The organism is Bradyrhizobium sp. B025, from assembly GCF_042257955.1.
Taxonomy (GTDB): Bacteria; Pseudomonadota; Alphaproteobacteria; order Rhizobiales; family Xanthobacteraceae; genus Bradyrhizobium; species Bradyrhizobium diazoefficiens.
Genome location: NZ_CP170150.1, coordinates 8,864,460 through 8,889,187, shown reverse-complemented (window position 1 = coordinate 8,889,187; position 24,728 = coordinate 8,864,460). Strand labels below are relative to the sequence as shown.

Here is a 24,728-nt window from a genome sequence, read left to right as displayed (position 1 = left end):
AATTCAGTTCTGGAGTGCTGCACCGTGAATCCAAGGGAGCTGGCGATGGCCGACGAAGCGCGTTCGCGACTGGGCCGGGGTCTTGCAAGTCTGATCGGTGACGTCGGCGGCGAGGCTCAGCACGTCGATCGTCCGCGTGCGCAGCGCAAGGTGCCGATCGAATTCATCAAGCCCAACCCGCGCAACCCGCGCCGCACCTTTTCGGAAACCGAGCTCAAGGAGCTCAGCGATTCGATCAGGCAGCACGGCGTGATCCAGCCGATCGTGGTGCGTCCGGTGAAGGGCGCACAGGACCGCTATGAGATCATCGCCGGCGAACGGCGCTGGCGCGCCTCGCAAATGGCCGGCCTGCATGAAGTGCCGATCGTGCCGGTCGACATCAGCGACAGCGACGCGCTGGAGTTCGCGATCATCGAGAACGTGCAGCGTGAAGACCTCAATCCGATGGAGGAGGCGCAGGGCTATCACGCGCTCGCCAATGAGTTCAAACGCAGCCAGGACGACATCGCGAAAGTCGTCGGCAAGAGCCGCAGCCACGTCGCCAACATGATGCGGCTGACGAAGCTGCCGGCCGAAGTGCAGGCCTTCATCGCGACCGGCCAGCTGACCGCCGGTCACGCCCGCGCGCTGATCGGCGTGCCCGATCCGCTTGCCGCCGCCAGGCGCATCGTCGAGGAGGGTCTCAACGTCCGCCAGGCCGAGGCGCTCGCGCATGAAGAGGGCGTGCCGGAGCGCAAGCCGCAGAAGGCGCGCAGCACCGGGGGGAAGGAAAAGGACCCCGACACGATCGATCTCGAAAAGCGCGTCAGCGACGCGCTCGGTCTCAAGGTCACCGTCAATCACCGCGACCCCGGCGGCTCCGTGCAGATCAACTACCGCAACCTCGACCAGCTCGACGAAGTCATGAAGCGGCTGGCGAAGGGCGCGCTGTAGTCTTCGCCGTTATTCCGGGCTCGCGATCACGCGCGGAGAGAGCTGGACTTAGCCCCGCCGCTTGGCGTTCGCGGCGATCGCCATCAGCGTGCGCTGGGCGATGGCGGCGGCGAGGGTGGATTGCTTGCGGGTGTCGAGCGCGGCGGTTGCTAGCTGCTCGATGATGGCGGCGAGCCGCGCCACGCTAAAATTGCGCAGCGCCGTCTCCACCGCCGGCTTTCGCGAAAAGTGCAGCCGCGGAAAGCCGCCGTCGAGCACGGCGGAGGCAGGCTGGCCGTCGGCGATCGCAAGCGCGGATTTGTGCAGCCACGCGGCCTGGCGCTGCGCGGCCGAGATGATCACGCCGGGATAGGTGCCGGCGATCATGGCTTTGGCGAACTCGGTCTCGACGATGTCGGGCCGGCCGGCGAAGGCGCCGTCGACGATCGGATCGAGCTTCAGTTCGGAAGCATCGGCGACCACCGCCATCACGTCTTCCAGCGTGATCTCGCCTTTGCCATGTGCATAGAGCGTCAGCTTGCGCAGCTCGTTGCGCGAGGCCTGGCGGTCGCCGCCGAGGAACGACATCAGTGCCGCGCGGGCATCCTGCGCGATGCGCAAGTTTGCGATGCGAAGCTCGTCGTCCATGAGCTTGGCCAAGTCGCGCTCGGTGTCGGGATAGCAGCCGATCGCCACGGCCGTCTTGGCGCGCTCGCAGACTTTGCGCAGCGGCGATTCCGGGCGCAGCTCGCCGGCCTCGATCACGATGCGGCAATCCTTCACGCCCATCTCGGCCAGCGTGTCGATGCCGCTGGCGAAGCTGCGAGAGCCTGCGCGCACGCGGATGGCGCGTCGGCCGCCGAACAGCGGCACCGTCATGGCTTCGTCGACGAGACGCGACGGCTCGGCGGACAGCTCGTCGCCATCGAGCCTGACCAGCGAGAACGGATCGTTGGGGTCGTCCACGGCGGAGGCGATCAGCGCGTCGGCGCGTTCACGCACCAGCCCGGCGTCGGGACCGTAGAGCAGGACGATCGGCCGGCCCGCGTCGGGGCGGGCGAGGAAGGCGTCGATCTCTTTTCCACGCAGCGCGACCATCGGGCCTAGATCGTCATTCCGGGGCGCGTAGCGCGAACCCGGAATCCAGTGGTTGGGAATCGAGATTCCGGGTTCGCGCCACGCGCGCCCCGGAACAACGGGAATGTGAATTAGCTGCCCGCGGTGAAGAACGAGGCGAGCCGGGTATTGATGTTCTCGGCTATCTCGTTGGCGGCACGATCCTCCGCATCGCGCACCGCGCGGTTGCGGGAGAAGCGCTGGTAGGAGCCGGGATTGTCATAGGACACGCGCGAGAACGTCGTGCCGGTCATCACCGACTTGCCGCTCGCGACCTCGATCAGGTTGTACTGGGCGTCGATGCCGTAATTCTCGCTGGTCGGCAGTCCCGTTGCCTGGCTGATGATCAGGGACGACCGGCTGGAGGTGAAGCGGATCTCCAGGCGGTGAGTCGGCGGCATGCCCGTGGCCGTGCCGTACAGCTTGAAGGCGAGAGCATTGCGGACCTCGACGCCGACGCGGGCCTCGCGGGAGGCGTTGGGCTTGGGGATCGGGGGCAGCTCGACGCCCATCAGCTTCTCACGCAAGCCGGGGGTGCCGTCAGTATGCTCGGCATACATCGGCCGGAAGCAGCCGGCCGTCAGCGCCGCCAGAGCGACGACTGCCAGCAAACGGGCTGCGATGCGGATCCTAGCCGACAACATTCACGATCCTCTTGGGGACGATGATCACCTTGCGGACGGGCTTGCCGTCCAGCGCCAGCTTTACCGCATCGAGGGCCAAAACGGCAGCCTCGATTTCCGGATTCTGGGCCGCTGTTGCAACTGAGACCTCACCCCGCTTCTTGCCGTTGACCTGGACCACCAGGGTCACGCTGTCTTCAACCAGCAAATCGCGTTCGATTTGGGGCCAATTGGCCTCCGAAACCAGCCCCTTCTGGCCCAGCACCTGCCAGCACTCCTCGGCCAGATGCGGCATCATCGGGGAGAACAGCTGGACCAGGATCTGGCTGGCCTCCCGGATCGCCCAAGCCAAGTCCGCGGCCGGCTGGCCGGGGCGCTGGAGGACCTCGGAGAACGCATTGGTGAATTCGCGGATATGGGCGAGGCAGACGTTGAAGTGCAGCCGCTCGATCCCGGTGGTGACCTTGTCCAGCGCGCCATGGGCGGCCTTGCGCAAGGCGGTCGCATCCGCCCCGAACGAGGCCGGCCGGGCCGCCGGCGCCGCCTTGCCGAGTTCGACGGAATCGTTCACCAGCCGCCACAGCCGCTGCACGAAGCGCGAGGCGCCCTGGACGCGCTCGTCGCTCCAGATCACGTCGCGGTCGGGCGGGGAGTCCGACAGCATGAACCAGCGCGCGACGTCGGCGCCGTAGGTCTCGATGATGTCGTCGGGGTCGACGGTGTTCTTTTTCGACTTCGACATCTTCTCGATCGCGCCGATCTGGATGTCTTCGCCCGTCGTCAGCAGGGTCGCGCGGCGCCCGTTGCCGCCGAGTTCGATCTTGACCTCGGCCGGCTGCACATAGGACCCGTCGGCCTTCTGGTAGGTCTCGTGCACCACCATGCCTTGCGTGAACATGCCGGCGAACGGTTCGTCCAGCGCAACGTGCCCGGTCGCCTTCATCGCGCGGGTGAAGAAGCGGCTGTAGAGCAGATGCAGGATCGCGTGCTCGACGCCGCCGATATACTGGTCGATCGGCAGCATCCGGTTGGCGACCGCGGGCGTCGTCGGCGCGTTCTCGTTCCAGGGATCGGTGAAGCGCGCAAAGTACCAGGACGAGTCCACGAAGGTGTCCATGGTGTCGGTTTCGCGCTGCGCCTTGCCGCCGCATTGCGGACAAGTGACGTGCTTCCAGGTCGGATGATGATCGAGCGCGTTGCCCGGCTTGTCGAAGGTCGCATCGTCAGGCAGCTTCACCGGCAGGTCGGCGTCCGGCACCGGCACCACATCGCATGTCGGGCAATGGATGACGGGGATCGGGCAGCCCCAATAGCGCTGGCGCGAAATGCCCCAGTCGCGCAGGCGGAAATTCACCTGACGCTCGCCGACTGGCGCGTTGCCGCGCAGCTCGCTTTCGAGGCGTTTTGCGACTTCATCCTTGGCCTGCTCGATGGTCATGCCGTCGAGGAAGCGCGAATTGATCATGCGGCCGTCACCGTCATAAGCGGTGTCGGTGATGACGAACGATTTCGGATCCTGGCCCTCGGGGCACACCACCGGCGTGTTGCCGAGGTTGTACTTGTTGACGAAGTCGAGGTCGCGCTGGTCATGCGCGGGGCAGCCGAAGATCGCGCCGGTGCCGTATTCCATCAGCACGAAGTTGGCGACATAGACCGGCAGCTTCCAGCTCGGGTCGAACGGATGGATCGCGCGGATGCCGGTGTCGAAACCCTGCTTCTCCGCGGTGTCGATGATCTCCTGCGCGGTGCCGATCTTCTTGATCTCGGCGATGAACTCCGCAAGCTTCGGGTCCTTCGCGGCGGCGGCCGTCGCCAGCGGATGATCGGCCGAGATCGCCATGAACTTGGCTCCGAACAGCGTGTCGGGGCGCGTCGTGAAAATCTTCAGCTCGCTCTCGCCGGCCGGCGTCGTCGCCTGATCCAGCGCGAAGCGCACCAGGAGGCCTTCGGAGCGGCCGATCCAGTTGCGCTGCATCAGCCGCACCTTGTCGGGCCAGCGGTCGAGCGTATCCAGCGCGGACAAGAGCTCCTGCGAGTACTTCGTGATCTTGAAGACCCACTGATTCATTTCCCGCTGCTCGACAACGGCACCGGAACGCCAGCCTTTGCCGTCGATCACCTGCTCGTTGGCGAGCACGGTCATGTCGACCGGGTCCCAGTTCACCTTGCGCTTCTCACGCTCGGCAAGGCCCGCACGCAGGAAGTCCAGGAACATCTTCTGCTGGTGCTTGTAGTAGGAGGGATCGCAGGTCGCGATCTCGCGGCTCCAGTCCAGCGACAGCCCGATCGAGCGGAGCTGCTTCTTCATCGCGGCGATGTTGTCGTAGGTCCAGGCTTTCGGGGCGACCTTGCGCTCGATCGCGGCGTTCTCGGCCGGCAGGCCGAAAGCGTCCCAGCCCATCGGGTGCAGCACGTTGAACCCCTTGGCGCGCATGAAGCGGGCCAGCACGTCGCCGAGCGTGTAGTTCCGGACATGGCCGATGTGGATGCGCCCGGACGGGTAGGGGAACATCTCCAGCACATAGTATTTCGGCCGCGAATCGTCGTTCTTGGAGACGAAGATCGCCTTTTCGTCCCAGGCGGCTTGCCAGCGCGGTTCGGAATCGCGGGCGTTATAGCGTTCGGAGGTCATGGAATCGTTGGTTTTTTCGTGGGTTCGGCGGTCTGAAGTGGCCGGACTAGGCCATAAAAGCGACCGTGGGGTCAACGGATGAGTATTGACAACCAACGGCACCGGGAACACAATCCCTAGTCGTATTTCACCTTCGTATACGCCATGAAGCGATTTTTGAGAGTGTTACTGGTTTTCGCCCTGACAGCGACGACGTTAGCTGAAGTGGCAACAATAATTTGCCTGACCACAACAGTTTCCGCAGAGGCTCGCCCGCGCGATCCTTAGCTGCAGTCTGGGCGGAGTATGCGTGTGGTACGGGCATCGACAAGGGGGCCCGGAAGTGCCCATTTGCGCGCTGCGTAAACATCTCAGGCCATGGGCCTGGCTAGCCACTCTGCTGGCGAGTGGACTGTGCGCGGCTGCCGCAGACGACGTCGAGACCTGCAAAAAGATAGACCCGCTCATCTCACCCGATGCATGCACTGCCGCAATCAAATCGGGGAGCGTTCAGGGCCACGATCTGGCTGTCCTTTATCTGAACCGTGGCTTTCTCGCCAGTCGCGCAAACGATTTCGACAAAGCAATCCAGGACTACAGCGAGGCAATCAAGGTTGACCCGCAATATGCGAATGCTTTCAACAATCGGTGCGCCGTCTACGTCAGAAAGCGCGAATTCAATCGCGCGATCGAGGATTGCGACAACGCCATCAACCTGAACGCAAACTACACAAGTGCTTACGTGAGCAGGGGCAACGCCTACCGCCTGAAAAATCTGCATAGTCAGGCTATCATGGACTACGAGCGCGCCATCGCGCTCGACAAGAATTCAACGGCTGCGCTCTTCGGTGCCGCTCTCTCTTATACGTCCATAGAAGACTACGGACGTGCCATTGAAGTCTATGGCGAAGTCCTCAAACTCGACAGTAAGAGCACTCAGGCGCTTAACAATCGGGGCTTGATCTACCTGAGACTGCATGACCTGGATCGCGCGATCAAGGACTTCAGCGCGGCGATCGATCTCGATCCGACGTTCGTCTATGCCCTGAACAATCGGTGTTCGGCCTACAACAGCTTGAAAGACGCGGACAATGCCTTGAAGGATTGCGACCGCGCGATCGAGCTCGTTCCAACCTATGTAAATCCCTACATTGGACGGGGGCGGGCCCATCGTTTGAAGAATCAAACCGACCTGGCGCTCAATGACTACGATCGGGCGATCGCGCTCGACCCGAAATCCGCGAGCGCATTCTTTGGGCGCGCGTACGTTCACGACCAAAGAGAGGAATATAAACAAGCTGCGGACGACTACACCAAAGCCTCACAATTGAACCCGAACGATCCCGAGACATGGAATAATCTGTGCTGGGCTCTTGGCATCATAGATCAGCTGAAAACGGCACTCTATGCCTGCGACCGGTCGCTTTCATTGCGGCCGAACAGCGCCGTCACGTCAAATAGCCGCGGTCTTGTCAACCTCAAGTCGGGAAATCTAGCCCAGGCCATCGAGGACTACGATCGGGCGCTCAATATGAGTCCGAAGGATGAGAACTCCCTCTATGGCCGCGGTATCAGCAAGTTGAAGCTTGGCGATCGTGCCGGCGGCGAAGAAGATATTAATGCGGCCAAGGCGATCAGCAGCAGCGTCGCCGACGATTTCAAGAAACTAGGAATTCGGTAAGATTACGAAACAAGTCGCTCCATATATTGGAGGATTGGCAAATGAACGAATTGCTCAGCCGGGATGTCGTCCTGCTCTTCGCATTGTGCGTCACTTACATCTTCTGGGCGGTCGTACCCCTGCTTCCTGCGGTTATGATCTACCGGCTGTTTCCCAACGCGCCGGTTGATACGCAATGGAAGATACTGGGAGTTGCAGTGAAAGCGGGCGGAGCGGCCGGCTTCTACTTCGCGATCCTGGCGCTCGGCTTCTTCAAGTTTCTCGAGCCGACGATTGAGTATGTGCGAGGTCTTCAGCGTCCCTATTGGACGGTCGAAGCCTTGGTTCAATTCGTCGAATCGGACGACAGCGTAAGCAGGCCTTACACCACCAACTCTGCGGAGCAGATACGGATTCAGCCCTATGCATATGATTTCAAGCAAACGGACGATCAGACCTATCTGATTACGATGAGGTTTGCCGAGCTCAACAGCGACACTGATTCGATCAGACTCATTTTTCCCGAGGGGATCGGCTTTATCCCTCTCAAGCAAATGATGAGCAGCGACAACACGAACAATTTCCTTAAGCGTGTTAGTCTGACAAAGGGTCCTCCGACGAAGATTCATCCACCCGTCAAGTGGGGACAAAATGCGCCGTCGGTCTCCGACCTGTCGCAAAAGCTGGAGCGCGGTCTCGAAACGATATCTTCCCGGTAGTCTTGCAGCCGGCCGTCAGCCCGCCATCATCATGTCCGCTGCGCCGGTCTCGATCGCCTGCACGCCGTGCTCGACGACGTTGTTGCGGCCGCGGTGTTTTGCGGCGTAGAGGGCGGCGTCAGCGGCTTCGATCAGGTCGCCGGGGCGCAAGGCCTCGTTGGGCTTCGCTGCGGCAACGCCGATCGAGACGGTGACGATCATGTGGGCGGACGTGATGTGCGGCAGGCAGAGCCTCAGCACGGCCGCACGCACCAGTTCGCCGATCTCCACGGCGCGGTCCACGTCGGTGTTCGGCAGCAGCAGGCAGAATTCCTCGCCGCCATAGCGCGCCGCAAAGCCCATCGTGTCGGCGGCGATACCGGACAGCGACTCGCCGAGCCGGGTCAGGCAGGAATCGCCTTCGAGATGGCCGTAAGTGTCGTTGAAGAGCTTGAAGTGGTCGACGTCGATCATCAGCAGCGCGAGGTCGCTGCCATATTGCTGCGCGCGCATCCATTCGAAGTCGAGCCGGCTCTGGAAGCCGCGGCGGTTGGCTAGGCCCGACAGCATGTCGATCGAGGCCATTACCGTCAGCCGGTCGTTGCTCGCGATCAGCTCGCGCTCGCGCTGGCTCAATTGCGCGGCCATCGCGTTGAACGCGCGGGCCAGCGGCACGAATTCGGCCGGCAGGCGATTGCGCGCCGCGCGTGCCGACAGATCGCCCTCGCCGAGGCGCTTGGCCATGTCGGCAAGCATCTCGATCGGCTTGATCACCAGCTTCTCGGCGGCGATCAGCGCGCCGAGCAGGACGAACAGGACGACGAAAGCGAGCTGGAGATAGGCGGTGCGGATGTCGCGGCTCACGGCCGCAGACACCTTGTCCTCGTCGATGCTGGCGATCAGGCGGGCATTGGTGCCGGCGATGCGGATGTAGCTGACGGCGCGGCGCGAGCCGTCGGCGGCGAGGAAGGACAGCGAGCCCTCATCCTGGTCCGACCGCAGCGCCTTGTCGGCGATTGCGGACATCAGCGGCATGTTGTCGAGGGGACGGCCGACCGCGCTGTGCTGGTCGGCGGGTGCGGCCAGCACGGTGCCCGCGCTGTCGACCAGCACGGCGGTGATGCCGGCGCGACCACCGAGATTGCTCATGACCTTCGACATCCAGTCGAGGTTGACGGTGGCGAGCACGACGGCATCGGCGACGCCGCTGAAGGCGGACACCGGATAGACCGCCATGACGGTCGGTGACGGCACCGGCCGCGACAGGATGAAGTCGCTCAGCACGAAACGGCCGGTTTCCTGCGCCTGCTGGAAGTAAGGCCGGTCGCTAAGATCGAGGCCGACATACATGTTGTTGGTGGCGCACTGGATGCGTCCGTCCTGGCCGGCGATCAGAAGCGTGCGGATCCAGGGGAGATTCGACGGCAGGCTCGCGCGCAGCACGTCGCAGCTCTTGCTGATTCCGCCGGCGGAGGCGCGGATGAAGGCTTCCGATTTCAGGATGGTCTCGACCGACGAGATCACCTCGCGCTGCGCATCGGCGCTGTGCCTTGCGACGGTGTTGAACTCGGCCGCGGCCTGCGCGATTTGGCTGGTGCGCGTGTTCTCGAGCGAACGGATGCGCTCGAGCATCAAGGGCGCCACCAGAATCACAGCGAGTAACGCAAGCCGCGCCCGGATTCCAAGGACCTGCTTGAGTTTTGCTCGCTTACGGTTGAAACTGACGTTTGCCATCTTCGCTGCCCACCCCATGGGCCAAGGTAAAGCGAAGGGTTCAAAAACTCTTTCTTGAACTCGGTAAAATTGGACTTACCTCGGTTACGACCACAGCCAATCGACGTCATGACAGAAGCCAACGCCGCGCCGGTAACCGGCCATTCACCAAACGCGCTCGCCGCGGTCGAAGCCGAAATCGCCCGCGCCTGCAAGGACGCGCGGCGCGATCGCGCCTCGGTCACGCTGATCGCGGTGTCGAAGACCTTCGACGCGGATGCAATTACCCCGGTCATCGCCGCCGGACAGCGCGTATTTGGCGAGAATCGGGTGCAGGAGGCCAAAGGCAAGTGGCCGGCGTTAACGTCCGTTTACCCCGATATCGCGCTGCATCTGATCGGGCCGCTGCAATCCAACAAGGCGAAAGAGGCGGTCGCGCTGTTCGACGCCATCCATTCGGTTGACCGCCCGAGCATTTGCCAGGCGTTAGCCAAGGAAATCGAATCTCAGAAAAAGCACCCGCAGCTCTTCGTCCAGATCAACACCGGCGAGGAGCCGCAGAAGGCCGGCGTCGCGCCCGGCGAGGCCGATGCCTTCCTCGCAAGCTGCCGCGATACCTATGGACTGACGATCTCCGGACTGATGTGCATCCCGCCGGTGGACGAGCCGCCGGCGGCGCATTTTGCGCTGACCGCCAAGATCGCCGCGCGTAACGGCTTGAAGAATCTCTCGATGGGCATGAGCGCGGATTTCGCCACCGCCATCATGCTCGGCGCCACGCATGTGCGCGTGGGAAGCGCCATCTTCGGGCATAGATAATTGTCTTGGGTCGTCCTGGCGAAAGCCAGGACCCATTACCCCAGGGAGTGGTTCGGCGAAGATTGGCCGTCGGTATTGCAACCGAGCGGAATCGAGAGATCACGCGGTATGGGTCCTGGCCTTCGCCAGGACGACAGCAGTGATTATTCGAACCCCACCGACACCTTCCCCAACACGCCAAAATCCACCGCAAAGTGATCGCCGGCCTGGATCGGCAGCGGCGGATGGCAGGTGCCTGTGGTCACCACCTCCCCTGCCCACAAGGTGATGCCGAGTCCGCGCAGCTCGTTGGCGAGCCAGGCGAGCGCAACACGGGGATCGCCGAGCACATTCTTGCCGTGGCCGATGTAGCGCTCGCCGCGCAGCGTGATCTGCGGCCGTTCTTCGACGAGATCCATCCCGCGCCAGTTCGCAGGCGTCGCCGCGCCCAGCACGAACAGATGCGCGCAGGCATTGTCGGCGATGAGCTGCGCCTCGCCGGCGCCGGCGAAATCGACAAAGCGCGAATCCGGAATCTCGATCGCGGGATGGAAGCTGTCCACGGCGCCCAGCACCTCGTCGACGGCGAACGACGCCGCGCGCGGCGCCAGATCGCGTCCCATGCGGAAGCAAAATTCCGGCTCGCCGACGCGCATCGCGTTGCCCTTCATCGACGCGGTGCCGCCATCGGCGATCACGGTGTCGCTCATGATGCGCCCGGCCAGCGGTCCCGTGACATTGATGTGCTTCTGTCCGGACAAGCTCGTTGCCGCGATCTTCCAGCCGAACAGCTTTCCGGGCGATTGCGCTTCGAGCGCGGCCTGAATGGCGTAGCCCTCTGCGCGGGTCTGCGGCCGCAGATGTCCCTCCAGCGCGTCGAGCTTGGTGCCGTCACGCCAGTGTTGAACGAGGACCCGCGATGCGGCGGCGATCTGATCCTTCTCGAGCATGGGCCCTCACCCGATGATGATTCTTGTTCGTGGGCCGATCCGCCGCAGCAATTGCAGCATCGCGGATTTGGTCATGGAGACGCAGCCCGCGGTCGGGCCGAAACTGTCGCGGGCCAGATGCAGAAACACCGCGCTGCCGCGGCCGGCGATGCGCGGGCGCGTGTTGTGGTCGATTTCGATGATGAAGTCATAGAGATGGTCGGCCCGCTTGAGCCGGTCACCGCCCTGCCCCTCGCCGAGTCGGATTCCCTGATTGTAATGACGGTCCCGGGGATCCTCGCACCAGGCGTCTTCGCCGGTGATGATCCGCGCCGGCAGGAAGGTTTGCGGCCGGCTGTGCCGGTCGCCCCGCCACCACAGTCGCCGCGGCCGGAAGCTGCCCCTCGGGGTGCCGCCGTCGCCCTCGCGTTTGTTGGCGAGAATACCGCCCCGCCCCAGCGCCACCGGAATCGTCAGCGCTCCGGCCGTCAGCCAGCCGCGGCGCGGATTACCGGCGGCAGGCTTAACGCGGATCGCGGACAGCGGTCCAGCGCCTCGATTTTTGGTGTAAGTAGCTGAAGCAGCGTTGTTTTTCATGTGACCGTGCGATGTCGCATTCATTACAGGACATTCATCAAAACGCCCTGCTATTCTAGGTTAGAGTGCTTCTGGCTTGTGAATCGGTAACAGCCCACTACTTCAACACGAACAACAATAATAACGGCGACCCCTAAACTTCCCCTCGCGGCTGGGCGCGGCATGCATGCGCGCCGAGCCGGACCCCAAAAGGATGATACCCTATGGCCAATGCCCGCAAGATCCTGATCGTGGATGACGATACCGATCTGCGCGATACGTTGGTGGAGCAATTATCGCTGCACGAAGAATTTGAAGCCTCCGCCGTCGATACCGGCGCCAAGGGTGCGAGCGCCGCGAAGGCCAATTCCCCCGATCTCGTCCTGATGGACGTCGGCCTGCCCGACACCGATGGCCGCGAGGTGGTCCGCTCCTTACGCAAGGGCGGCTTCAAGGCCCCCATCATCATGCTGACCGGGCATGACACCGATTCCGACACGATTTTGGGCCTGGAATCCGGCGCCAACGACTACGTCGCAAAACCCTTCCGCTTCGCCGTGCTGTTGGCCCGTATCCGCGCCCAGCTCCGCCAGCACGAAGCCAGCGAGGACGCGGTGTTCTCGGTCGGCCCCTACAGCTTCCGGCCCGGCTCGAAGATGCTGACCGCTGCCAATGCGCGCAAGGTCCGGCTGACGGAGAAGGAAACTGCCATCCTCCGCTTCCTCTACCGCGCCGGCCAGATGCCGGTGTCGCGCGAGACCCTGCTCCAGGAGGTCTGGGGCTACAATTCCGGCGTCACCACCCACACGCTGGAAACCCACATCTACCGCCTCCGCCAGAAGATCGAGAAGGACGCCGCCAACCCGGAGATCCTGGTAACGGAAGCCGGTGGCTACAAGCTGGTGCCGTGATACGCTTTGGGGGCGTGCGAATCGTTTTAGATCGCGTGCCCTTGAGCCTCGGATCTGAATGTCAATTGACGACGACGTAGCGCTTCTCGAGCGGGTCCCGACACTGCGCCTGTTGGGAGACGCCTCGTTGCGCATGCTGGCGATCGGCTCCGAGCAGCGTGACTTCGTCCGCGGCGACATCCTGTTCAATCTTGGCGACGACGCCGATGCCGGCTTCGTGGTCCAGCGCGGCGCCTTCCGGGTCGAAGACGGCGCCGGCGCCGAGATGACCGTGGGTCCCGGCGCGCTGATCGGCGAGCTCGCGCTGGTGGTGCCGATGAAGCGGCCGTCGAGCGCGATCGCGCTGGAGCATTCCTCCGTCATCCGCGTCGCGCGCAGCCTGTTTCAGCGCGTGCTCGAAAGCGACCCCGCCGCCGCCGTTCGCCTGCGCGACGAATTCGCAGTTCGCTCCAGCCAGATCGCGAGCGATATCCTGATGGCCGGTGCGAAGCTGACGACCTGAGGCCCCTGTCATTCCGGGGCGCGACGAAGTCGCGAGCCCGGAATCCATTCATCCACCAACTCTGCCGCCCGATGGATTCCGGGCTCGCGCTACGCGCGCCCCGGAATGACAGGAGGTCACACCTCCAGCGTCACCGTCACCGGCACGTGGTCCGACGGACGCTCCCAGCTCCGCGCGTCGCGGAGAATCTTGAAATCCTGGACCGCGTCCTTCAACGCGCGCGAGACCCAGATGTGGTCGAGCCTGCGGCCGCGGTCGCCGACGGTCCAGTCGGCGGAACGGTAGCTCCACCAGGTGTAGACCTTCTCCGACATCGGAATGCGCTCGCGCGCGACGTCGACCCACTCACCGGCTGCGAGTGCCGCCTTCAGCTTCTCGGTTTCGACAGGCGTGTGCGAGACCACTTTCAGAAGCTGCTTGTGCGACCAGACGTCGTTCTCGTGCGGGGCGACATTGAGATCGCCGACCAGGATGTGGCGGTCATCGCCGCGCGGATGCAGCGGCTCGCACGCCGTCATCTCGTCGAGGAAGCGCAGCTTGTGGTCGAACTTCTCGTTCAGCGCCGGATCGGGAATGTCGCCGCCGGCCGGCACGTAGAAATTATGCAGCACCAGCGGCTTTGCGATGTTGGCCTGCGTCCCGAAAGATACAGAAATGTGGCGCGAATCCACCTTGTCGCAGAAGGTGCGGATGTCCTTGGACTCGAACGGGATCTTCGAGACGATGGCGACGCCGTGATAGCCCTTCTGCCCGTTCAGCGCGACGTGCTCATAGCCGAGCCGCTTGAAACGCTTCAGCGGAAAGGCGTCGTCGATGCACTTGGTCTCCTGGAGGCACAGCACGTCCGGCCGCGCACTCTTGAGGAATTTCGCGACCAGATCGATGCGCAGCCGCACCGAATTGATGTTCCAGGTTGTCAGGGAAAGACGCATGAGGGATGCGTCTTAGCATGGATTGGCGCGGGGAAAATGCTTGTCCACAGCGAGCTCTCGTATGGTGGGCAAAGCGAAGCGTGCCCACCATTCCTGCCGCGAGGAGGAGAGGTGGTGGGCACGGCGCAAGTGCGCCTTTGCCCACCATACAGCAACTATCCTGGCGATGGGCCGTAATTGGTAAAGTCGATCTTGAACATGCCGGGATCGAGCTTCTTGGTTGCGTCGAGATTGTAGACCGCGATCGTGGTGTCGTAGCCCTGCGGGTCGGTGACGGTCCACTGCTTCAGCTGGCCGTCCTTGGCGCCGAACATCAGCAGGAGGCGGCTGGTGCCGACCAGCGCCTGTTTCTCCTCGATGGTGACGCTGACGAAGACGTCGTCGGCCGAGACGTTGACGACGTTGGTGTCCTTCATCAGGTCGATGCGATCGGACAGCAGGAAGCGCAGCGGCGTCTGCGACAGCGGATAGACGTCTTGCGTGGCGAGCTTGCGGTCGCGCACCACCAGCGACGATCCGTCGGCGACGATGTCGATCGGGCTCGGCGCGTCGTATTCGAAGCGCACCTTGCCCGGCTTCTGGATGTAGAAATCGCCCTGCGTCTTGCTGCCGTCGGGGCCGACCTGGACGAAATTCCCGACCAGCGTCGACAGCGAGGACAGATAGGCGCTGACCTTGGCCGCCTGCGCCTTCTGGTTGGCGTCGAAGGTCTGGAAGATGCTGCTCGGCACGTTGCGGCGCGGATCCGGGATCACCGGATTCGGCGGCGTCTGGGTCGCGCCGGTGACCGCAGGCCCGCCGGCGGCCGCACCATTGTCGCGGCCCTTCGGCGCGGGCTTCGGCACCGGCACGTTCTGCGCGGACGACGCCGCGGTCACCATCGCGGCGGTGACGAGAAGCACGCCGGCCACGCGCGCGCTTCGCGCGGCGATGGTGGCAGCGAATCGAATGTCCGGATGTCTGATCAACGCGTCGTCCTGTATGGCTAGGCGCCTTTTAGCGTGATTTCGGGCAAAAGCAGATATCGATTTTGCGTGAAAGCCTGTTTTGAGGCGGCTCGCCTCACATATGGCTGTCTTCTTCCTCGACCAGGATCTCGCGCTTGCCGGCGTGGTTGGCGGGACCGACAATGCCTTCCAGTTCCATGCGCTCCATCAGCGATGCGGCGCGGTTATAGCCGATTTGCAGGCGGCGCTGGATGTAGCTGGTCGAGGCCTTACGGTCGCGTTTGACGATGGCAACGGCCTGCTGGAATAGATCGCCGCCGCCATCCGCGCCCATGCCGCTGGCGTCGAACACGGCACCGCCGTCCTCGTCCTCGGTCGGCTCTTCGGCCGTGACGGCCTCGAGGTATTCGGGCTGGCCCTGCGTCTTGAGGTGGCGCACCACCTTCTCGACTTCGTCGTCCGATGCAAACGGTCCGTGCACGCGGCTGATGCGGCCGCCGCCCGCCATGTAGAGCATGTCGCCCTGGCCGAGCAGCTGCTCGGCGCCCATTTCGCCGAGGATGGTGCGGCTGTCGATCTTGGAGGTGACCTGGAAGGCGATGCGGGTCGGGAAGTTCGCCTTGATGGTGCCGGTGATGACGTCCACCGACGGACGCTGTGTCGCCAGGATCACATGCAGGCCGGCGGCGCGCGCCATCTGCGCGAGACGCTGCACCGCGCCTTCGATGTCCTTGCCGGCGACCATCATCAGGTCGGCCATTTCGTCGACGATGATGACGATGTAGGGCAGCGGGTCGAGCGAGAGCTTCTCTTCCTCGTAGATCGCCTTGCCGGTTTCCTTGTCGAAGCCGGTGTGCACCGTGCGGGTCGGCTCCTCGCCCTTGGCTTTCAACTCGAGCAGGCGCGTGTTGTAGCCGTCGATGTTGCGCACACCGAGCTTGGCCATGTTCTTGTAGCGCTCTTCCATCTCGCGCACGGCCCATTTCAACGCGACCACCGCCTTTTTCGGGTCGGTCACGACGGGCGTGAGCAGATGGGGAATGCCGTCATAGACGGAGAGTTCGAGCATCTTCGGATCGACCATGATCAGCCGGCACTGGTCGGGGCGCAGCCGGTAGACCAGGCTGAGGATCATGGTGTTGATGGCGACCGACTTGCCCGAGCCGGTGGTGCCGGCGATCAGCATGTGCGGCGTGCGCGCGAGGTCGATGATGACGGGGTCGCCGCCGATGGTCTTGCCGAGGCAGAGCGGCAGCTTTGCGACCGTGTCGACGGTCTCCTTGGCGACCAGCAGCTCGCGCAGATAGACCTTTTCGCGATGGGCGTTCGGCAATTCGATGCCGATGGCATTGCGGCCGGGCACGACGGCGACGCGCGCCGACAGCGCACTCATCGAGCGGGCGATGTCGTCGGCGAGGCCGATCACGCGCGACGACTTGATGCCGGGCGCCGGCTCCAGCTCGTACAGCGTGACGACGGGACCCGGATTGGCCTTCACGATCTCGCCGCGCACGCCGAAGTCCTGCAGCACGCCTTCGAGCGCGCGCGAATTGGCCTCCAGCTCGGCCTTGCTGAGCGGCTGGCGATCGCCGGCCTTGGGCGCGGCCAGCACGGACACGGACGGAAGCTCGAACTTGTCGGAGGATTTTTTCGCCGCGGCCTTCGGCGCAGCCTTCTTGCGCGGTGCGCGCGCGGCAGGCTCCTCCTCTTCCTCCTCGTCTTCCTCTTCCTCGTGCTCCTCCTCGTAGTCCTCGTCTTCGGACCGCGGCGAGATCGGCGGCGCGGCGCGGCCGCCGCCGAGATTCGGCTCCTGGCGGCTGAACCCAACGGCCCTGGTCTTCGGACCGCTCGAGACCAGCGAGCGGTAAGCGGCACCACACAGCCAGATCAGGCGCGCCTTGGTGCTCATCAGCGCATGGAACAGCCAGCCCAGCGACACCGAGCCGCGATCGCTCTCCTCGTCTTCATCGAGCGGCTTGTCGTCATCCTCGATCTCGGCGAGCTCGTCGTCATGCTCGCGCGCGCCAAGACCGCAGGCGATCAGGAAGGTCGCGGCCATCGCCGCGAACAGGATCACGCCGAGCACCGTGCGATAGATCATGCCGGGCGGCCCGAAAATCACCGCGGGCGCGCGCACCAGGGCATCGCCGACCACGCCGCCGAGTCCGGTCGGCAGCGGCCATGCGCCGCCGTGCGGCCAGCAGCTGACAAAGCCCGCAGCGATCACGGTGCAGAGAATCCAGGAGCCGAGCCGCAGCGCCTCGCGGTCGAACGGGCGATGGGTCATCATGCGCCAGCCCCAGACCGCGACCGTCAGGACCAGCATGATCGCGCCGAGCCCGAGGATCTGCATCGCAAGGTCGGCGCCGATCGCGCCGGCATAGCCGAGGATGTTGCGGATCGGCCGCGAGGTCGCGTGGCTGAGGCTTGCATCCTGCACCGACCAGGTCATGAGCGCGGCCGAGGCGAGCCCCGACAGCGCGATCAGGCCGAGGCCGGCGAGCTCGCGCATACGCCGCGCCAGCCCCTCGCGGATCGACGGCGGCAGATGGCCGACCAGTGGAATGACACGTTCGATTGCCGACATGCTCACGGGCCCCGCCTAACCCAGAGTCTCGACCAGGCGGTGCAGCGCCTGTGCCGTGGTCTCGCCATCCTGCACCAGCGCGAGGCGAATGTAGCCTGCGCCGGGATTGAAGCCGTCGGGCTGGAGCCGCGCCAGATAGCTGCCGGGCACCACGCGCACGCCGGCTTCCTTGAAGAGCCTGAGCGTGATCGACACGTCGTCGCCGAGCTCGGACGTGTTGAGCCAGACGCAGAAGCCGCCGTCGGGCCGGCGATAGCCGTAGCGATTGCCGATGATCTGGTCGGCGAGGTCGAACTTGATCCGGTAGAGCCTGCGGTTCTCCTCGACATGCGCTTCGTCGCCATAGGCGACGGTGGCGACATGCTGGAGCGGCACGGGCACCTGGGGCGCTGCGATGTTGCGCAGCTCGAGGAACATGCCGATGAACTTCTTGTCGCCGGCGGCGAAGCCGACGCGCAGGCCCGGCAAATTGGAGCGCTTCGACAGCGACTGGAACGCAACCACGCGGGTGAAGTCGGGGCCGGCACATTCGAGCGCGCTGCCCGGGGCCTCGCGGGTGTAGATCTCCGAATAGCACTCGTCGCTGAGGATCACGAAGCCGTAGCGGTCGGCGAGCTGCTTCAACCGCTTGAAATAGTCGGGCTTGGCGACCGAGCCCTGCGGATTGGCGGGCGAGGCCAGATAGAACGCCACCGTGCGCGCCAGCGTCGCCTCGTCGATGGCGTCGAGATCGGGCAGAAAGCCGTTCTCGACGGTGGTCGGCAGATAGACCGGCTCGCAAGCCGCTGCGCGGGCGCCGGCGCCATAGACCGGGTAGAACGGGTTCGGCATCAGGATGGCGGGCTTGCCGGGGCGCGGGCTGACATAGCGTGCGGCCGTGATCGCGGCGAGGAACAGCCCCTCGCGGCTGCCATTGAGGACGAGAAGCTCGCTCGCGGGGTCGAGCGGCCGCGGCAGCTTGAAGCGCGACGACGACCAGGCGCTCGCGGCTTTCCGGAACGGCTCGGTGCCCTGGTTCATCGGGTAACGGCCGAAATCGGCGGTGTGCTTGGCCAGGACCGGGCCGACGAAATCGGGCACGGGATGCTGAGGCTCGCCGACCGCAAGCGTAATCAAGGGCTTACCCGGCTGATGGGGGGCCAACAGCTCGTTCAGCCGGACGAAGGGCGAGCGTTCGGAATCGGAGCTTCCGCTGGCCTGCGGCGCACGGGATGAAGCGGTCATAGCCATTCTGGACGCCAGCACTCTTGGAACAGCCAGTCGCACCAAGGCGCCGGCGGGAAGCGGTTCAGTTCACCATAGATAGGGCGAGGTTAAGACGCGATTAACCATCGGCCGCCGCCCCCGTCCAGAGCGGGAATATTGAGGCCGGATAACAACGGGATGGGTGGGCTACAGGGCCGGCTGGTTCCTCGACCTCTCCGCTTGCGGGAGAGGTCGCGCCGAAGGCGCGGGTGAGGGTTCTCTCCGCAGAAGGACTGTCCCGATGTTGAGACACCCTCTCCCCTGCCCTCGCCCTCCCCCGCATGCGGGGGAGGGAGCGCGCCGTCATCGTGGGCTAATGCCCCGGCAGCTTCTCGAACGTCGCCATGCCGGCGGGGATCGCGTGGAATTCCTGCTTGTCGCAGGTGTAGATCGCCATCTGCGGATGGAACTGCTCGGGCTCGTCCAGCGTGCCGACCTTCAGGATCGCTGCGGGGAGGCCCGGAACCTTGGTTACCAGATGCGTGCCGCATTCGGGGCAGAACTCGCGCGTCACGGCGCGCTCGAGGTCCTTGCGGGTGAACTGCTTGGGCTGCCCGATGATGTAGCTGAAGCCGGCCACCGGCATCGCGATGAAGGTGTTGGGCGCGCCGCCCGAGATGTACTGGCACTCGCGGCAATGACACTGCGCCTGCATCATCGGGTCGCCCTCGGCCACGTAGCGCACTTCGCCGCAATAGCATCCGCCTTCCAAACGCATGACGACCTCCCGGTTTGTTGTTCGTTGTGGTCGATATCTCTGCGCCGGCAATCTGGAATGGCAATCCTTTTCTTTGCTTCTTTGCCGCGCGGCGCAAAAAGAAAGGGGCTCCAGCTTGCGCTGGAGCCCCTCAACGGTCGGGGCATTGCCGGGTATGTGCCCAAACCGTAGTTGTGGACGCGGTCTCCGGGGAGACCGTGCCCGGGAGGAGACGTTACATGTTGTAGGCGCGCTCGGTGTGCTCGGTGATGTCGAGGCCTTCACGCTCGCTCTCGACATTGGCGCGGAGGCCAACGATCACATCGACGACCTTGTAGAGGATCGCCGAACCGACGCCCGACCACACCAGCGTGGTGCAGACGCCCCAGAACTGGGACACCATCTGCGCCGCGAAGTCGTAATCGGCAACCTTCGGCGGGATCGCCGTGTAGTCGATGATGCCGGCGCCGCCGAGGGCGGGGTTCACCAGGATGCCGGTACCGAGAGCACCGACGATGCCGCCGATGCAGTGCACGCCGAACACGTCGAGGGAGTCGTCGTAGCCGATCGCGTTCTTCACAACGGTGCAGAAGAACAGGCAGACCACGCCGACCACGAGACCGAGGACGATCGCACCCATGACGCCGGAGAAGCCGGCGGCGGGCGTGACGGCCACGAGACCCGCGACAGCGCCGGAGATGACGCCGAGCACCGACGGGTGACCCTTCACGATCCACTCCGCGAACATCCACGACAGCGCGGCGGCTGCGGTGGCGACGAAGGAGTTGGTCATGGCGAGGGCAGCGCCGCCGTTGGCTTCGAGGTTGGAGCCGGCGTTGAAGCCGAACCAGCCGACCCAGAGCAGCGAGGCGCCGATCATCGACATGGTCAGCGAGTGCGGAGCCATCAGCTCCTTGCCGTAGCCGGTGCGCTTGCCGATCAGGAGAGCGCCGACGAGACCTGCGATGCCGGCGTTGATGTGCACCACGGTGCCGCCCGCGAAGTCGATCGCGCCCTTCTTGAAGATCCAGCCGGCGTCGGCGTTGATCTCGTCGAGCTTGGCCTGCGCCGCGGTCTTCGCCGCCGCATCAGTCGCCGCAGCCAGAGCCTTGGCAGCGTCCTGGATCGCGTCCGGGCCCGGCCAGTACCAGACCATGTGCGCGATCGGGAAGTAGATCAGCGTGACCCAGAGCGGGATGAAGAGAGCGATCGCCGAGAACTTCATGCGCTCGGCGAAGGCGCCGACGATGAGGGCCGGCGTGATCGCCGCGAAGGTCATCTGGAAGCACATATAGATGAGCTCCGAGATGTTGGCGTCGACCGAGAAGGTCGCGGCCTTCGAGTCGGTGGTGACGCCCATCATGAAGGCCTTGGAGAAGCCGCCGATGAAGTCGGAACCGCCGGTGAAGGCGAGGCTGTAGCCGTACACGGCCCAGATCACGGTGACGACGCAGACGGTGTAGAAGACCTGCATCAAGACCGAGAGCATGTTCTTGGAACGGACGAGACCGCCGTAGAACAGCGCAAGACCCGGGATCGTCATCAACAGCACGAGGACTGTGGATGTCAGCATCCAGGCGTTGTCTCCCTTATTGACCGTTGGCTCGGCATAGGCTGCGGTCGCAGCGAACAGGCCGACTGCGAGAGCCGCCAATCCCGCGCCATAGGGACGCTTGAACGTCATATTATTTACTCCTGATTGGATAAGGTTGAGCGCGAAATCAAAGGGCCGCGGCATCGGCCTCGCCGGTGCGGATACGAACCGCATGGTCGAGGTTGATGACGAAGATCTTGCCGTCGCCGATCTGTCCGGTTTTCGCGGCGGACGTGATGGCGTCGATGGTCTTGTCGACCTGGTCGGAGGCGACAGCGACCTCGATCTTGATCTTGGGCAGGAAGCTCACGGCATATTCAGCGCCGCGATAGATTTCCGTATGGCCCTTCTGGCGGCCATACCCCTTGACTTCCGTCACCGTGAGACCGTGAACGCCGATGGCGGTCAGGGCGTCACGGACTTCTTCCAGCTTGAATGGCTTAATAATCGCCATAACAATTTTCATGGGTCCTATCCCCGCTTGGGCCCGGTCCGGACGTGGCCGGGCGTTTCTCGACTGGTTCGCCACGAGGGAGAAGTTTCACTACGCGGGCACAGCCACGCCCCCTAGAATCAAATGCCGTGCCAGAACGGGCGTGTTGCCTAACGGATTATGAAAGCGGGGGTTTTCGCGTTTGACGGGTATCGCAGTGCAGTGCGCTATTACGTCGCGCTCAAGAACTGGTCACGACTGCTTAAAATGAGGGCACGACAGGCTGCCGACACAATGTTGCTCACGTGTCGGGCAGCTGGAAGGTATCTAATTATGGGCAAAGCTTACTGAAGTGCTTCGCCGTGCGGCGAAATACCGAACCCCTCGAGCTCGTGCTCACGGGATGCGCGCAACCGGCCGAGCCGCTCGGGCAGAACAAAGCTCGCCGGACGGTATCCGGCCGAAGCCGCCGTCGGACCGTCAGGTAGCGTCGCGTTCCGCAAAGACCCGGTCGATCAATCCCCATTCGACCCCTTGCTGTGCAGTCATGAAGTGGTCGCGGTCCAAGGTTCGTTCCACCTCCGCCTCAGTGCGCCCGCAATGCTGCGCGTAGAGCCGGGTGATGCGCCGCTTGGTCTCCTGCATTTCGTTGGCATGGATCAGGATGTCGGACGCCTGGCCCTGGAAGCCGCCGAGCGGCTGATGCACGTGAAGGCTCGCATTGGGCAGCGCGGCGCGGTGACCTCGCTCGCCGGCCATCAGCAGGAACGAGCCCATCGAGCGCGCGGTGCCCATGCACAGCGTATGAACCGGCGCCTTGATGAACTGCATGGTGTCGTACATCGCCAGTCCACTGGTGACCACGCCGCCATAGGAATTGATGTAGAGATTGATCGGCCTGTTCGGATTCTCCGCCTCCAGGAACAACAATTGCGCGCAGACCAGTCCGGACATCGCATCATTGACCTCGCCGTTGAGGAAGATGATGCGCTCGCGCAGGAGCCGCGAATAGATGTCGAAGGATCGCTCGCCGCGGGCAGATTGTTCGACAACCATAGGGACGAGCTGAAGCATGTCGCGCATTGGCGACCTCCATGTCTGCAGGTGATGAAGTCTTTTGCTGTCAGGCCGCCATCATCAGGCGGCAATTGGTGTTGGCCGGCTGCGGCAGTTTCGCGAGGTCGTCGCAGGCTTGCTGGATGATGCGGAAGCGGGTGCCGCCGTCCTCGTTCGGCTCGATCCGGAAGATGACGTGGCTCTCGCGAAACGGCGGCTCTGAATCGCGAAGCCGGTAGCGCACCTCTTCGCCTGCGATCGTTGATTCCGGCTCGGCGCCCGCAAGGTCGCAATCCGGCAACCAGCGCTCGCGCAAGGCCGGAATGGTCACGGCGCGCCAGACCTTTGCCGGCGGCGCATCGAATTCGTATTCAAGCACCAGGGCTTCGTCGGGACGATCAGGCTTCGCGGCGTCGCTCATCGGTCCAGGTCCTTATTAATCCAGGTCCTTATTGATCCATGTCCTTGAGGAGATCGGCGAGTGCTTCCATGCGCTTCGGCCAGTAGGCGCGGTAGCGCGCAAGCCATGCCCCGATGGCGACGATTCCGTCCGGGTCGACTTCGTAGTTCACAAAGCGGCCCTGCCGCTGTTCACGCACCAAGCCTGCCGCACGCAGCACCGCGAGGTGCTGCGACATCGCCGGTTGGCTGATCTCCAATCCGTCGCGCAAAGCGCTCGCATTCAGGCTTCCGCCAGCGAGCTTCTCAAAGACCCTTCGACGCGTCGGGTCGGCCAGCGCCTTGAAGATGTCGGCTTCGATCATGGCAACACATAAGCATACACTTATGTGATGTGCAAGTCCTGGGCTTAGGCTGCTCGATTCCTCGAACCGCTCGCCCGCAGCTTACTGCAGGGCCTCACCGTGCTGCGAAATATCCAGTCCCTCGAGCTCGTGCTCACGGGATACGCGCAAGGGTACGAACAGGCCGACCAGCTTGAGCAGGATGAAGCTGACGCCTGCCGCCCAAACGAAGGTGACGGCGACCCCATAAAGCTGGATCAGAAGCTGCCGCGGATGGCCTTCGAGCAGGCCGGCGGTGCCGCCGATGGCGCTGGTTGCGAACACCCCGGCGAGCAGGGTGCCGGTCAGACCGCCGATGCCGTGGACGCCGAACACGTCGAGCGAATCGTCATAATCGAAGCGGTGCTTCAGCCAGGTGCAGGCCCAGTAGCAAACCGCCCCGGCGATGATGCCGATGACGATGCCATGCCACGGCGCGACGAAGCCCGAAGCCGGCGTGATGGTGCCGAGGCCAGCGACCGCGCCGGAGATCATGCCGAGCACGGAAGGCTTGCGCCGCGTCGACCATTCGATTGCGCCCCAGGTCAGCGCGCCGGAGCAGGCCGCCAGATGGGTCGCGATGATCGCCAGCACCGCGCGCGAATTGGCCGCGCCGGCCGAACCGCCGTTGAAGCCGAACCAGCCGACCCACAACAGGCCAGTGCCCATCACGGCGAGCGACAGATCGAACGGCGAGAGATTTTCGGTGCCGTAGCCGTGGCGGCGCCCCATCACCTTGGCGGCGACGAGGCCGGCGGTGCCGGCCGACAGATGCACCACGAGGCCGCCGGCGAAATCCAGTACGCCCATGCTGGCGAGGAAGCCGCCGCCCCACACCCAATGCGCCAGCGGAATGTAGACGAAGATGAACCAGGCGACCGAGAACAGCAGATAAGCGGAGAACCGCATGCGGTCGGCGACCGAGCCCGCGACCAGCGCCACCGTGATGATCGCAAACGTCATCTGGTACAGCATGAACAGCGATTCCGGGATGGTCTTCGCGGCCGGGTTGACGCTGTCGAGCGTCATGCCCGCCAGGAACCAGCGGTCGAGCGTGCCGATCCAGGGGCCGTCGCCGACAAAGCAGAGCGAATAGCCGAACGCGACCCAGAGAATCGAGATCATCGTCACGGCGGCAAGGCTCTGCGCCATGGTGGCGAGCACGTTCTTCTTTGCGCACCATGCCGGAATAGAACAGCGCGAGGCCGGGGATCGTCATCATCAGCACCAGCGCGGTGGCGACGATCATCCAGGCGGTGTCGGCGGTGTTGATCTCGGAACCCGCGGCCTGCGCCGGCGCGGCAACGATTGACATAAGTCCGGCCGGCGCAGCCACAACGGCCGCGCGGCGCAACAATCCCGCCATGTCATTTCCCCCAGCATAGAAATTGCGTCGCAGCTGTGGC

The 24,728-nt window shown here is 64.0% G+C and carries 22 protein-coding genes and 1 pseudogene; 6 read left to right on the top strand and 17 right to left on the bottom strand.

All coding sequences use genetic code 11. The annotated features are described in order from the left end of the window. Nucleotides 1–45 precede the first annotated feature (45 nt). Nucleotides 46–933 carry a ParB/RepB/Spo0J family partition protein gene (locus ACE10W_RS42075; protein WP_038965125.1) on the top strand — a complete coding sequence of 296 codons (888 nt, stop codon included), beginning with the start codon at nt 46–48 and terminating at the stop codon, nt 931–933. A 48-nt stretch (nt 934–981) separates the two neighbouring features. Here ACE10W_RS42075 and holA read toward each other — a convergent pair whose 3' ends face one another. From holA to leuS, 3 genes are all read right to left on the bottom strand, one after another. Further along, nucleotides 982–2,010, bottom strand: coding sequence for a DNA polymerase III subunit delta (gene holA / locus ACE10W_RS42070; RefSeq protein WP_304549835.1), 1,029 nt, complete (start codon nt 2,008–2,010; stop codon nt 982–984). Between the two features lie 110 nt (nt 2,011–2,120). Next, entirely contained in the window at nt 2,121–2,672 is a 552-nt protein-coding gene (gene lptE / locus ACE10W_RS42065; protein ID WP_011083455.1) for an LPS assembly lipoprotein LptE, read from the bottom strand. Next, the gene (gene leuS / locus ACE10W_RS42060) at nt 2,659–5,283 is read right to left on the bottom strand and encodes a leucine--tRNA ligase (RefSeq protein WP_304549832.1); all 2,625 of its coding nucleotides are present in this window, start codon (nt 5,281–5,283) and stop codon (nt 2,659–2,661) included. Before leuS ends, lptE begins: the two co-directional genes overlap by 14 nt. Before the next feature lie 322 nt (nt 5,284–5,605). On the opposite strand from leuS, the gene ACE10W_RS42055 reads away from it, so the two are divergent. Both ACE10W_RS42055 and ACE10W_RS42050 read left to right on the top strand, forming a co-directional pair. Then, a complete protein-coding gene (locus ACE10W_RS42055; RefSeq protein ID WP_304549830.1) occupies nt 5,606–6,943 on the top strand; it encodes a tetratricopeptide repeat protein in 1,338 nt (445 codons plus the stop codon). Nucleotides 6,944–6,984: 41 nt separating this feature from the next. Next, on the top strand, nt 6,985–7,641 hold the full coding sequence (locus ACE10W_RS42050; protein WP_074076454.1) for a hypothetical protein: 657 nt from the start codon (nt 6,985–6,987) through the stop codon (nt 7,639–7,641). 15 nt (nt 7,642–7,656) lie between these two features. Here the strand turns inward: ACE10W_RS42050 and ACE10W_RS42045 are convergent, their stop codons facing one another. Beyond that, nucleotides 7,657–9,354, bottom strand: a complete 1,698-nt coding sequence (locus ACE10W_RS42045; protein WP_028174991.1) for a diguanylate cyclase domain-containing protein — start codon at nt 9,352–9,354, stop codon at nt 7,657–7,659. A 108-nt stretch (nt 9,355–9,462) separates the two neighbouring features. Between ACE10W_RS42045 and ACE10W_RS42040 the strand changes: the two genes are divergently transcribed. Further along, the gene (locus ACE10W_RS42040; RefSeq protein ID WP_060909612.1) at nt 9,463–10,152 is read left to right on the top strand and encodes a YggS family pyridoxal phosphate-dependent enzyme; all 690 of its coding nucleotides are present in this window, start codon (nt 9,463–9,465) and stop codon (nt 10,150–10,152) included. A gap of 143 nt (nt 10,153–10,295) precedes the next feature. Here ACE10W_RS42040 and ACE10W_RS42035 read toward each other — a convergent pair whose 3' ends face one another. Beyond that, entirely contained in the window at nt 10,296–11,081 is a 786-nt protein-coding gene (locus tag ACE10W_RS42035; RefSeq protein ID WP_304549827.1) for a 2-keto-4-pentenoate hydratase, read from the bottom strand. Nucleotides 11,082–11,087: 6 nt separating this feature from the next. Next, the gene (locus tag ACE10W_RS42030) at nt 11,088–11,657 is read right to left on the bottom strand and encodes a L,D-transpeptidase (protein ID WP_304549825.1); all 570 of its coding nucleotides are present in this window, start codon (nt 11,655–11,657) and stop codon (nt 11,088–11,090) included. 203 nt (nt 11,658–11,860) lie between these two features. On the opposite strand from ACE10W_RS42030, the gene ACE10W_RS42025 reads away from it, so the two are divergent. Then, nucleotides 11,861–12,547, top strand: coding sequence for a response regulator transcription factor (locus tag ACE10W_RS42025; RefSeq protein WP_008142830.1), 687 nt, complete (start codon nt 11,861–11,863; stop codon nt 12,545–12,547). Between the two features lie 58 nt (nt 12,548–12,605). Then, on the top strand, nt 12,606–13,049 hold the full coding sequence (locus ACE10W_RS42020) for a cyclic nucleotide-binding domain-containing protein (RefSeq protein ID WP_011083447.1): 444 nt from the start codon (nt 12,606–12,608) through the stop codon (nt 13,047–13,049). Nucleotides 13,050–13,165: 116 nt separating this feature from the next. On the opposite strand, the gene xth is transcribed toward ACE10W_RS42020, so the two are convergent. The 11 genes and pseudogenes from xth to ACE10W_RS41965 form a co-directional block, all read right to left on the bottom strand. Then, a complete protein-coding gene (gene xth, locus ACE10W_RS42015) occupies nt 13,166–13,981 on the bottom strand; it encodes an exodeoxyribonuclease III (RefSeq protein WP_028174987.1) in 816 nt (271 codons plus the stop codon). A 155-nt stretch (nt 13,982–14,136) separates the two neighbouring features. Then, a complete protein-coding gene (locus ACE10W_RS42010; RefSeq protein ID WP_011083445.1) occupies nt 14,137–14,892 on the bottom strand; it encodes an outer membrane lipoprotein carrier protein LolA in 756 nt (251 codons plus the stop codon). A 151-nt stretch (nt 14,893–15,043) separates the two neighbouring features. Next, the gene (locus ACE10W_RS42005; protein ID WP_011083444.1) at nt 15,044–17,521 is read right to left on the bottom strand and encodes a DNA translocase FtsK; all 2,478 of its coding nucleotides are present in this window, start codon (nt 17,519–17,521) and stop codon (nt 15,044–15,046) included. A gap of 9 nt (nt 17,522–17,530) precedes the next feature. Continuing rightward, complete coding sequence (locus tag ACE10W_RS42000) at nt 17,531–18,745, bottom strand: aminotransferase class I/II-fold pyridoxal phosphate-dependent enzyme (protein WP_304549818.1); 1,215 nt, start codon at nt 18,743–18,745, stop codon at nt 17,531–17,533. 328 nt (nt 18,746–19,073) lie between these two features. Further along, nucleotides 19,074–19,478, bottom strand: a complete 405-nt coding sequence (locus ACE10W_RS41995) for a GFA family protein (RefSeq protein ID WP_028174984.1) — start codon at nt 19,476–19,478, stop codon at nt 19,074–19,076. Between the two features lie 214 nt (nt 19,479–19,692). Continuing rightward, on the bottom strand, nt 19,693–21,141 hold the full coding sequence (locus ACE10W_RS41990; protein ID WP_028174983.1) for an ammonium transporter: 1,449 nt from the start codon (nt 21,139–21,141) through the stop codon (nt 19,693–19,695). A 37-nt stretch (nt 21,142–21,178) separates the two neighbouring features. Then, entirely contained in the window at nt 21,179–21,517 is a 339-nt protein-coding gene (locus ACE10W_RS41985; RefSeq protein ID WP_008142813.1) for a P-II family nitrogen regulator, read from the bottom strand. 447 nt (nt 21,518–21,964) lie between these two features. Beyond that, complete coding sequence (locus tag ACE10W_RS41980; RefSeq protein WP_011083439.1) at nt 21,965–22,567, bottom strand: ATP-dependent Clp protease proteolytic subunit; 603 nt, start codon at nt 22,565–22,567, stop codon at nt 21,965–21,967. Between the two features lie 40 nt (nt 22,568–22,607). After that, nucleotides 22,608–22,961: an SRPBCC domain-containing protein gene (locus ACE10W_RS41975; RefSeq protein ID WP_304549798.1), complete on the bottom strand. Its 354-nt coding sequence runs from the start codon at nt 22,959–22,961 to the stop codon at nt 22,608–22,610. Nucleotides 22,962–22,989: 28 nt separating this feature from the next. Next, nucleotides 22,990–23,304, bottom strand: a complete 315-nt coding sequence (locus ACE10W_RS41970) for a helix-turn-helix transcriptional regulator (protein WP_011083437.1) — start codon at nt 23,302–23,304, stop codon at nt 22,990–22,992. 81 nt (nt 23,305–23,385) lie between these two features. Beyond that, nucleotides 23,386–24,688, bottom strand: a pseudogene (locus tag ACE10W_RS41965) (ammonium transporter). Nucleotides 24,689–24,728: the final 40 nt, after the last annotated feature.